Origin of the sequence: Devosia insulae DS-56 (assembly GCF_000970465.2) — a bacterium.
Lineage (GTDB): Bacteria > Pseudomonadota > Alphaproteobacteria > Rhizobiales > Devosiaceae > Devosia_A > Devosia_A insulae.
In genome coordinates this window covers 1-9,739 of sequence record NZ_LAJE02000085.1, presented here as the reverse complement: position 1 = coordinate 9,739, position 9,739 = coordinate 1, and the positions used below count along the sequence as shown (strand labels likewise).

Sequence of the window (9,739 nt, the reverse complement as noted above, 5' to 3'; positions counted from 1 at the left end):
ACATACACTAGCGCGCTGGTCGGCAGAGTCAGATGTTGATAAGAGACAGGGGTCATTCCCGCGAAAGCGGGAACCTCTGTTTTGACGCCCCCCTCACCATCGCAAACGGAGATCCCCGCTTTCGCGGGGATGACGGCGGTGCTTGGGCAGGCATGGAACATGAAGCAGAGTCCTCGTAACCCCACGATATCGCGAGTCGCGAACCGTCAGATCGGCATCCGCATGATTTCCTCATAGGCCGAGATCACCCGGTCGCGGACCGTCACCATGGTGTCCATGGCGAGCTCGGTCTGGCTGATGGCGGTCACGACGTCGACCATGTCGCCGCGCCCGCTGACCATCTCCATCGCCTTGGTGTCGGCGACCTTGCCGCTGTCGACCACGCCTTGCACGGCCTGGCCGAGCATCTTGGCAAAATCGCCGCCGCCGCCGAGATCGGCGACCTGGTTGAGCTGCGGCTTCTGCCCCTGCCCCAGGAGCTTGGCGGCATTCGAATAGGCCGCAGTGGCGGCGTTGATTGGAAGGGCCATGATCAGTTCCTGGAAAAAACGCGTCAGCCGCGCAGGATATCGAGGGTGGAACCCAGCATCTGCCGGGTGACGGTGACGACGTTGAGGTTGGCCTCGTAGCTGCGCTGCGCCTCGCGCATATCCATCGTCTCGATCAGCGAGTTGACGTTGGGGTAGCGGACATAGCCGGTGGCATCGGCGGCGGGATGACCGGGCTCGAAGCGCGAGGTGAAGTCGGACTGGTCGTAGGCAATGCGTCCGATCTCCACCTTGGTGGCACCCAGCTCGTTGTCCATCACCGCCTTGAAGGTCGGGATCTTGCGCCGATACGGATCCTCTCCCGGCGTCTTGCCGGCAGAATCTGCGTTGGCGAGATTTTCGGCGATCACCCGCATGCGGGCCGACTGGGCATGGAGGCCCGTCGCCGCGATCTTCAGAGACGAAAGAAAGTCGTTCATCGCTATGCCTGCTTGCCGAGGGCGGTTTTGATCAGTTTCACGGAACGCGTGTAGAGCGTCGTGATCGCCTGGTAGTCCATCTGGTTGCCGGCAACCTTCATCATCTCGTCTTCGAGCGTCACGCCGTTGCCCTCGGGGGTGATCTCAAAGCTGTTCATGGTGCGGGGGCCGAACCCGTCGGCATCGGTGCCGGAAATCGCGATATGCCCCGGCTGCGTCGTCACCGTCGCGATCTTTGCCGTCGACAGGCTCTTCATGTGCTCCTCGAAGCCATAGGCCTTGAGGTCGCGACCGCGGTAGCCGGGCGTATCGGCATTGGCGACATTTTCGGCGAGCAAGGTCTGGCGCGTCTGGTGCCAGCGCATCTTCTCGCCAATGGCGTCGAGCAGTCCTAATTTCATGGTGAAGCGGGTCCAGAATCCCCTGAGGAACTGGGCAAATCCTGCCTAGCAAGCGTTAACGAGACATTAACCACGCGGCTCCGCACGCCGAGTTGTCTCGCATTTTGCATAATCTGGGCGCATTACTCGGCAATAAGTTCCATTGATTTGCGTTCGGATGGCCACCCCGAGCGACAGGGAGTGCGCGGCGATGCAGTTCATGACGAGTTTGCTGGGCGAGTCGGCCGGAACTATCGTCACCTCGGTGCTCGCATTGGGCATCGTTCTGGTGCTGATTGTCCTCGGCCTCTGGGCGTTGAAACTGCTCACCCGCAGCACCACCGTCGTCGGCCGCGGCCGCAACCGCCGGCTCAGCGTCATCGATCACATGCAGGTCGACGCCAAGCGTCAGCTGCTGATCATCCGGCGCGACAATGTCGAGCACCTGATCCTTACCGGCGGCCCGCAGGACGTGATCGTCGAAACCGGTATTCCGGTCGAACGTCCGCCCATGCCGACCCGCCGCAGCGTCGAACAGGAGGTGCCGCCTCCCGCCACCCCGACGCTCAGCACATCCGAGATCGACCGGCTGCGTGAGTTCGTCCGGCCGGGCGCGCGCAAATCCACCTCGCTCCGCCATACCGGCCTGTTGCGCCCTGTCAGCACCATGGAGCCCGCCATTATCCCGATGCCGGCGATGGCTGGGGATAACTCCGGCCGCGGCAAAGCCGACTCAGCTACAACGCCCGCAGGCAAGGACAACGGGCGGACTGCGCTTGGCGCTCAACGCAATCTCGGGGACGAACCCAAGGCGGATAGCCGCTAGTCGCCCCGCACTTCGCCGGGTCCTTACGCTACTTGCCTTTCTTTGTGCGCTGATCCTGCCGGGCCTCGCCTTCGGCCAGGACATCTCGATCGATTTCGGCAACGACGCGACCATCACCGAACGGGCGGTCCAGCTCGTCGGGCTGATCACCCTGCTCTCGCTGGCGCCGTCAATCCTCGTCATGGTGACGAGCTTCACCCGCATCGTCGTGGTGCTGTCGCTGCTGCGCACCGCGATCGGGCTCCAGACCGCGCCGCCCAACTCGGTGATGGTCAGCCTCGCGCTGTTCCTCACCATCTTCGTGATGGGCCCGACGCTGCAGCAGAGCTATGACAACGGCATTGCGCCGCTGGTTGCCGGTCAGATCCAGGTCGAGGAGGCCTTCACCCGGGCCTCGGCGCCGGTGCATGACTTCATGGCGGCGAACGTCCGGCCCGCCGACCTGCAGCTGTTCTTCGACATGTCGTCGACCCCGGCCCCCGCCGATCGCACGGCGATCCCGCTGCAGATCCTGATCCCGGCCTTCATGATCTCGGAACTTAGGCGCGCCTTCGAGATCGGCTTCCTGTTGTTCCTGCCCTTCGTCATCATCGACATGGTGGTGGCGTCGGTGCTGATGTCGATGGGCATGATGATGCTGCCGCCGGTGGTGATCTCGCTGCCGTTCAAGCTGATCTTCTTCGTCTTGGTCGACGGCTGGCACCTGGTCGCCGGCTCGCTGATCCGCAGTTTTGTGAGTACGTAGACCGGCGCTTGGGCCACCGACCTCCCCACACCCACGGTGTCACCCCGGCGAAGGCCGGGGGCCATCCTGAGATGCTGTGGTGGACTGAGATGGATAGGCAGCCTGCCGGACCGGCAACCAGGGGTGTGCTTGGGGTGACGGCCCGCGCACTGATCTACCGAAAGCCCTCGGGATGGGCCCCGGCCTGCGCCGGGGTGACACCGTGGGCGAGGAGACGTTAGCGCCTAAACTAACCTGCGACACCCGCAGGTCCGCAGCCTAAGCCGCTCCCGGCACCGACTTGTCCGGCACCATCTCGGCGCTGCCATAGAGCTCTCGGTACGACGCGAGGAACGCATCGAGCGAGTCGGCGCTGGCGACTTCGCGCGCCACCTTGCGGAACTCCACCGATTGCGGGGCGATGTCGCGGGTCACGTATTCGAACAGCGGCCATTCGGCCGAGTTCGCCATCTGCTCGGAGAATTTCGAGCGGATGCGCGACAGCCCGAGCTCATCCCCCGCCAGGACGAACCCGACCGCAGCTTTGACCACGCTCATCCGGGCCGGCTGCGACAGCTTGCCGTCGATCGGCGCGTTGAGGATTTCGAGCAGCTCCGACGCCATGGCGTAGTTCTTCGACTTCCAGTAGCCGTCGACCCTGAGGATATCGGCGTCCTTGCCGGTGAGCTTGGAGATCAAATCGAGCGCCAGCTCCTGCCGGCCGGCATCGATCAGCGCCCGCGATTCGAGGATGCGTCGCTGCCGCTCCAGCTGCGGCGGCAGGTCGGCGAGCCGGGTGCGGTTGAGCACCCGCAGCGCGCCTTCGGGGTTGCGGTCGGCAATGCGGATCAGCGCCAGGTCGGCCGCCACCTGCGACTGCGCCACGCCGGTGAGCCGGCTGTCGATCTGGTATTCGAGCAGGTCCGCCGCCTGGGTCAAGAGGTCGACCTTGACCAGCCGGCGCGCCAGGTTGCGGATCATCTCGTCGCCGCGCGTTCCCGGTGGGGTGAGCTGGCGGAAATCATAGTACAGCGCCAGCGCGTCGAGGTCGCTGAGGTTGTCGGCCGCGCCGTTGAGGTAGAGATCCTCAAATGTCTGCTGCGCCTCGCCCAGCAGCGTGTCGGTCGATTCGCTTTCGGGGAAGCTGGCGGCCGCCTGCTTCACCGCATCGAACCCATCGCGATAGTCGTGATTGGCGAAATAGAGCTCCGCCAACAGCTTCTGCATATCGGCCTCGAGCGCGGTGCCGCGCCACATCAGCGACTCGGCCGACAGCGTTTCGGTGGCCTTGGCGAGATCGACCTTGCCCGCTTTGCGCAGCAGGACCAGCGTGCGGTAAACCGCCTCGGCCCGGGTCGGGCGGAAGTCATAGGCGATCACCTGCCCATAGGTATCGACCGCGTCCTGGTCGTGCCCTTCGAGCTCGGCGACCCGCCCCTGCATCAGCTGGAAGAAGCTGGTCTGTTCCGGATCGAGCTTGGGGAAATCCACCTCGCCGAGCAGCCGCAGCGCCATCTGCGCATCGTTGGTCTCGACCGCCGCACGCAGGGCCGCGAACAGGAACTTGGTCTGGATCCAGATCGGATAAGTCTCGACGATCCCCTCGGCGGCGAGCGCATCGAGCCGCGCACCGCGAAAATCGCCGCTATCGGTGCGCGCCATGGTCCGCCACATCAGCGCGTCACTCTCTTCGGGGAAGGTGCCGCCGTTGAGCGTCATCAGCGCATCGCGCCAGCGCCCGGCCAGCGTATCGGCGATGGCGCGGACCAGCCGGGTCTTCTTGCGCAGGTCCTCGCTCTTCAGTTCTTCATCGAGGATGCCGAGCACGCCGATCGCCTCGTAGGAGAGCTCGTTCGCCACATAGAGCTGCGCCAGGTCGAGCCGCGCCACGTCGCGCAACTGCCCTTCCGCTGACGCCGCCCGCGCCATCGTCTCTTCCTTGCGCGTCGTAAAGGCCTCGGGGTTGTCCTCGCGCCACACCCCAAGATCGAGGTAACTCTGGCGGAACTCCGGCGAGTTGCCGGCATCGAGTTTGCGCGAGGTTTCCAGCGTCGACAGCGTCAGGCCGTTCGCAGCCGAAATGACTGCAACCTTATCCTCTACCTCGACGTCGAGGCTGTCATTGCGCGGCTTGATCACGAGGCCATGCGCCGAGCGCAGCGCGTCGAAATCGACGAACTGCAGGTTGCGGGTCAGGCCGCGCGCCGGCGGCATCACCGTCACCACCCTGAGGCTGTCGCCGACCACCGGGTCGCGCAGCACGTGCACCTTGCCCGGCCGCTCGATATCGGCGGTCATCTCGAACCGGCCGTCCTCGTCGCGCTCGCGGTCGAGCGTCATCGGCTCGGTGGCGCTGAGCAGCGCATCGCCGAGCGACAGCACCCAGGCCCTGCCCTCTGATCCCAGCGTCGCCAGCCGGTCGGATGACAGGTCCATGCGCGCGACCTTGGTTTCGCCGGCGGCCACCATCTCGAAATTGCTGGCAATGCTGGAGAGCGCATCGGACGGCGGCGGCGCTACTACCGATTGCGGCGTGTCGAACACCATCCACACGGTATCGCCGCGCCGGAACACTGCCGCCGGCGTATCGGCATCGAACGGGAAAGCGATGCGCACGGTCTTGCCAACCGTGGTCACTGTCGGCGTCACCACGCCACGCGATGTCGGGTACAACTCGGACGTGTTGTCGTGCCCGGTCTCGAGCCCGAGCCGGGCGGCGCGGCGCTGCTCCTGCTCGGCCGCCGCGACCTCGAGGTCAAGCCTGGCCTGCTTGGCCTTCTCCTCGGCCGCCAGCGCCGCCTTCAGACCCTCTTCGGGCGCGATATCGACATCGACCACGAATTGCCGCGGCGACAGCTCGTAAAAGCGCGGCACCACGCCTTCGGCGACGGATAAATCGACCGCTGAGCCGGCCGGACTGACGGCGTTGCTGGCGCCCGTGAACTCTGGCGGCATGTCCGCCTTCAGTGCATAGAGATCGATCGGCACCGGCCAGTCGAAGGCCAGCGTTCCCTTGGTCCCCTTCAGCGCGAACTTGGCCTTGGCGTCGACATTCCAATCGAACTGGATGCGGAGGAATGTCGGGTTGCGGCCGACCCGCACCGTGGCCACCGGCTGCAGGAGCTTGGCTTCTTCTTCCTTGCGCTTCTGCTCGGCGATCTTAGCCAGCTTCTCGGAGCGGTCGGCCAGCGCCTTCACCACCTCGGCCGGAAGGGCCGGCGGCAGGCCGACCCAACTGGTCGGCAGCAGATCGATATAGAGTTTTTCGCCCGCATCCATGCGGTTGATGTTGAAGGTGGTGCGGAGCCCGATACGGATACCGCGCTGGTCCGGATCGACGCGCGCGATGGTGGCGTAGTCCGGCATGGCGAGGGAAATATCGGGCAAGAGGATCGAGATCGGCTGCTCGAACTCGATGGCGAGCACGCCGTTTTCGTACTTCACCTTGTATTTGGGCAGGTCCATCCGCTCGGGGAAGGCGATGATCAGCCGACCAAACCCGTTCTCGGGCGTGGCGAAGATCTGCGCTTTTTCCTGTGCCGAAGCGAGGCTGGGCAAGAGGCTGCAGGCGAAGAGCAACGCCAAAGCAACCAAGCGCCACGGGAACGCGAACGTCCCTCGCCGATATGCGACCCGCGATGTCATGCCGGCTTCTGCCCGCCCTACACTCTTCTGGTGTGGCGAGCATAGGCAGACGGGCTTAACGCGGGCCTAACCGGCACCGTGACAAACGCCGCGGAAATGCGAGTTTCGAGAGGCTACTGGCCGACGATCTGCGGCAGGCTGGCGAGATCCTCGACCGGCGTATCGAGGGACGGTTCGGGCTGCTCGGTGGCCAGCCCCGCGGTCAGCGATTTGGCCTTCATCGGGTCCATCCGGGCCAGCACCGGCGCCATCTTGCGCGGGTTCATCGCCTTCGCCACCCGCATCAGCACGCCCATATCGAGCTGGTTGAAGATGGTCGCCGCTTCCTTGGGCTTCATCGTCTCGTACATGGCGACGATCGAAGCGAACTGCTCGTTCTCGGCCGCCTTCTTCTCGTCGACCAACGCGTTGATCTTGGCTTCGATGGCCTTCAGCGTCGCGGTCCGCTCGTCGAGCCGTTTCTCCGCCGCCTCGACCAGCGCCATGCGCATCTCGAGTTCCTTCTCGCGCGCATCGAGCGAGTCGCGGCGCTCGCCCAGCCGACCGAGCAGCTCGCTCTCGCTGCCGCCTTCACTCTCCATCGGCGCCAGTACGCCGGCGCTGTTCAGCTCCATCGGCAGGGCGTCGCCATGCTCGTTGACCGAGGGCGGGCAATCGGCCAGCGGCGCGGCCGCATCGGCCGGGGCCTCGCCATGTCCGGCCGCGGGTTCTGTCGCCGCCTCGGGGGCGCACGCCATCTCGATCGGCGCGGGCGCAGGCCCTTCCGCCGGCGCCGTTTCGGCTGGCGCTTCCGTCGCCGGCTCGGCGCCATGCCCACCGGCTTCCGCCGCCCCCTCGGGTTCGAGCGGCAACACTGGAGCGCCATCGCTCAGCGTCGGGCTGGTATCGGCCATCGTCGTGTCGGGCGGCAGCGCCATGGTCGGATCGGCCCCGGCCCCACCAGTCGCGGCTGGCGCCGCGTGCTCGCCACCGCCACCGCCGGCGGCCACCGCGCTGCCCGTGCCGGTCAGCACATAGCCGCCGGTCGTCACCAGCCCGATGCCCTTGAAGAGCAGGAGCGCGGTGGCGGCAGCTATGACGACCGGGAGCAGGCGCGGCGTTTTCATCAGGCGGCGTTACCTCGGATGCGCGGGCGCATGGAGAGTTGCTGCAGCGCCGACTGCACCTTGTTGGGCTCATCCAGCCGATCGTCGAACGGCTGCGTGCCGCGCGCCGCGCTGGTGATGCGCGCCAGCCGGTCCATGATCTGCTGGCCGGCATTGACATGGTTGGCGAGCTCGACGCCGAAACGCTCCGCTTCCCCCAGCCGCGTCTCGAGCACCGTCTCAGCTTCCTGCGCCGTGTGCTTGAGCTCCTGGATCGCCGTATTGGCGAGCCCGGTGGCCTGTACCAGGTCGGCCACCATCTGCTTCAGCTCACCGCGATCGGCGTGCAGCCGCTTCAGGCGCTGGTTGAGGATCACGCAATAGCCGATTGTCGTGGCGAGCAAAATCGTGACCAGCGTTTCAATCACGATTCCCAACGGCAAACCGAACATCAGCGGCCCTCCTGCTTGTTTTCATCGATGGCTTCGAAGGCCGCCATCGTTACCTTCGGCGCGTTCAGCGGGCGCGAGACGCGCACCGACACGTGGTTGCCGATATGCCCCATGATCGCTTCGGTGAGATCGATATTGCCGCACCTGAGTCCGATCGGATCGCTCGGCGTGCGGTCGAACATCACCGTGTCGCCCGGCTGCATCGACAGCACCCGGCTGAGCGGCAGATCCATCTCATGCAGGATCGCGTCGACCTCGACGTCCGCGGCGAAGATTTCGGTAGCGAGATGGCCTTCCCAGATCGGGTCGCGGCCGAACTTCTCGCCCATATACATCTGCAGCAGCTGCTCGCGGATTGGCTCGATCGTCGCGTAGGGCAAGAGGATTTCGATCTTGCCGCCGCGATCATCCATCTCGATCCGGAGTTCGATCAGGATCGCCGCATTGGCCGGGCGCGAGATGGCGGCGAAGCGCGGGTTGGTTTCGAGCCGCTCGACCCGGAAGTTCACCTCGGTCACCGGCTCGAAGGCGCGATGCGTGTCCTCGAGGATAACCTCGATCATCCGGCGCGCCAGCGCCATCTCGATGGTGGTGTAGGGCCGACCCTCGACCCGGATCTGCCCGCCGACGCGGCGGCCGCCCAGCAGCACGTCGATCATCGAGTAGATCAGCGAGGAGTCGACGGTCAGCAGTCCGTAATTCTCCCATTCCTCCGCCTTGATCACCGACAGGATGGCCGGCAGCGGAATGGAATTGAGATAGTCGCCGAAGCGCACCGAGGAGATCGAGTCGAGCGCCACTTCGACGTTGTCGGAGGTGAAATTGCGCAGTGAGGTCGTCGCCAGCCGGACCAGCCGGTCGAAGACGATTTCGAGCATCGGCAGGCGCTCGTAGGAGACCAGCGCCGAGTTGATCAGCGCCTGCACGCCGGTGAGTTCTGCGCCGCCGCCGGCATTGGGATCAAAGCCGAGCAGGCTGTCGATCTCGTCCTGGTTCAGCACCCGGTCGGCGGCGCCGGCTTCAACGCTGTCGGCCTCGAGCATGGCGGCCCATTCGGCCCCCATGTCGTCCTCGGCCGCCTTGGCCGGCGCCGACGCGCCACCGCTGGCCGGATCCAGCCCCCATTCGTCGCTGAGTTTGTCCTGTTCGCCGGGCCCCGCCATCACTGCACCAGGATTTCCTTGAACAGGATCGAATCCACCTGCGCCGGGAAGATCGCGATGTTGACGCGGCGGCGCAGCTCTTCCTTGAGCCGGTAGATACCGGCCGAGCCCTCGAGGTCGGTCTTGCGCAGCTCGCGCAGGTAGACCTGGAAGGCATCGACGACCTTGGCCATGCGCGGCTGGATCTCGGTCATCACCTCTTCATTGGCGACTTCCAGCGCCACCGTGAGCTTCATGAACTGCTCGCGCTCGCCATCACCGCGCAGGTTCACCGTCATGGTCGGCAGGTTGAAGATGAAGGTCTCGGGCACCGCCGCCAGATGCGTCTCGTCCGGCTTGGGGCCCGAAAACAACAGGAAGTAGGCCGCGGCGCCCCCGCCGAGCAGCACCACGGCCGCCACGACCATGGCGATCAGCATGATGGGCAGCTTCTTCTTGCCGGGTGCGGCGCCTTCGCCACCCTCGATATCGGCTTCAGCCGCCATACCCCAAACCCC

10 protein-coding genes are annotated in these 9,739 nt (G+C 65.4%); 2 read left to right on the top strand and 8 right to left on the bottom strand.

The annotated features are described in order from the left end of the window. Positions 1–206 precede the first annotated feature (206 nt). The 3 genes from fliE to flgB are packed head-to-tail and all read right to left on the bottom strand — an operon-like array spanning position 207 to position 1,368. Positions 207–530, bottom strand: a complete 324-nt coding sequence (gene fliE, locus VW23_RS05850) for a flagellar hook-basal body complex protein FliE (RefSeq protein ID WP_069908653.1) — start codon at positions 528–530, stop codon at positions 207–209. A gap of 23 nt (positions 531–553) precedes the next feature. Further along, a complete protein-coding gene (gene flgC, locus VW23_RS05845; protein ID WP_055882301.1) occupies positions 554–967 on the bottom strand; it encodes a flagellar basal body rod protein FlgC in 414 nt (137 codons plus the stop codon). A 2-nt stretch (positions 968–969) separates the two neighbouring features. Then, a complete protein-coding gene (gene flgB, locus VW23_RS05840) occupies positions 970–1,368 on the bottom strand; it encodes a flagellar basal body rod protein FlgB (RefSeq protein ID WP_069908652.1) in 399 nt (132 codons plus the stop codon). Between the two features lie 190 nt (positions 1,369–1,558). Here flgB and VW23_RS05835 point away from each other — a divergent pair, with 190 nt between their 5' ends. Both VW23_RS05835 and fliP read left to right on the top strand, forming a co-directional pair. Then, entirely contained in the window at positions 1,559–2,173 is a 615-nt protein-coding gene (locus VW23_RS05835) for a flagellar biosynthetic protein FliO (RefSeq protein WP_069908651.1), read from the top strand. Next, the gene (fliP, locus tag VW23_RS05830; RefSeq protein ID WP_425285196.1) at positions 2,124–2,918 is read left to right on the top strand and encodes a flagellar type III secretion system pore protein FliP; all 795 of its coding nucleotides are present in this window, start codon (positions 2,124–2,126) and stop codon (positions 2,916–2,918) included. Before VW23_RS05835 ends, fliP begins: the two co-directional genes overlap by 50 nt. Before the next feature lie 258 nt (positions 2,919–3,176). Here the strand turns inward: fliP and VW23_RS05825 are convergent, their stop codons facing one another. From VW23_RS05825 to VW23_RS05805, 5 genes are all read right to left on the bottom strand, one after another. Beyond that, a complete protein-coding gene (locus VW23_RS05825; RefSeq protein WP_069908650.1) occupies positions 3,177–6,482 on the bottom strand; it encodes a tetratricopeptide repeat protein in 3,306 nt (1,101 codons plus the stop codon). A gap of 173 nt (positions 6,483–6,655) precedes the next feature. Further along, positions 6,656–7,648 carry a MotE family protein gene (locus VW23_RS05820; protein ID WP_069908649.1) on the bottom strand — a complete coding sequence of 331 codons (993 nt, stop codon included), beginning with the start codon at positions 7,646–7,648 and terminating at the stop codon, positions 6,656–6,658. Further along, on the bottom strand, positions 7,648–8,079 hold the full coding sequence (locus VW23_RS05815; RefSeq protein WP_069908648.1) for a DUF6468 domain-containing protein: 432 nt from the start codon (positions 8,077–8,079) through the stop codon (positions 7,648–7,650). Before VW23_RS05815 ends, VW23_RS05820 begins: the two co-directional genes overlap by 1 nt. Beyond that, positions 8,079–9,242 (bottom strand): flagellar motor switch protein FliM, encoded by a 1,164-nt coding sequence (gene fliM / locus VW23_RS05810; RefSeq protein ID WP_069908647.1) that lies wholly within the window; start codon positions 9,240–9,242, stop codon positions 8,079–8,081. The genes VW23_RS05815 and fliM overlap by 1 nt, the downstream gene beginning before the upstream one ends. Further along, the gene (locus tag VW23_RS05805; protein ID WP_069908646.1) at positions 9,242–9,727 is read right to left on the bottom strand and encodes a flagellar basal body-associated FliL family protein; all 486 of its coding nucleotides are present in this window, start codon (positions 9,725–9,727) and stop codon (positions 9,242–9,244) included. Before VW23_RS05805 ends, fliM begins: the two co-directional genes overlap by 1 nt. Positions 9,728–9,739 lie beyond the last annotated feature (12 nt).

What these genes read in the sequence shown, in the direction of transcription:
- flgB (WP_069908652.1), bottom strand. Translation starts at nt 1,368, where the DNA reads ATGAAATTAGGACTGCTCGACGCCATTGGCGAGAAGATGCGCTGGCAC.
- VW23_RS05820 (WP_069908649.1), bottom strand. Translation starts at nt 7,648, where the DNA reads ATGAAAACGCCGCGCCTGCTCCCGGTCGTCATAGCTGCCGCCACCGCG.
- fliE (WP_069908653.1), bottom strand. Translation starts at nt 530, where the DNA reads ATGGCCCTTCCAATCAACGCCGCCACTGCGGCCTATTCGAATGCCGCC.
- fliM (WP_069908647.1), bottom strand. Translation starts at nt 9,242, where the DNA reads ATGGCGGGGCCCGGCGAACAGGACAAACTCAGCGACGAATGGGGGCTG.
- VW23_RS05805 (WP_069908646.1), bottom strand. Translation starts at nt 9,727, where the DNA reads ATGGCGGCTGAAGCCGATATCGAGGGTGGCGAAGGCGCCGCACCCGGC.
- flgC (WP_055882301.1), bottom strand. Translation starts at nt 967, where the DNA reads ATGAACGACTTTCTTTCGTCTCTGAAGATCGCGGCGACGGGCCTCCAT.
- VW23_RS05815 (WP_069908648.1), bottom strand. Translation starts at nt 8,079, where the DNA reads ATGTTCGGTTTGCCGTTGGGAATCGTGATTGAAACGCTGGTCACGATT.
- VW23_RS05835 (WP_069908651.1), top strand. Translation starts at nt 1,559, where the DNA reads ATGCAGTTCATGACGAGTTTGCTGGGCGAGTCGGCCGGAACTATCGTC.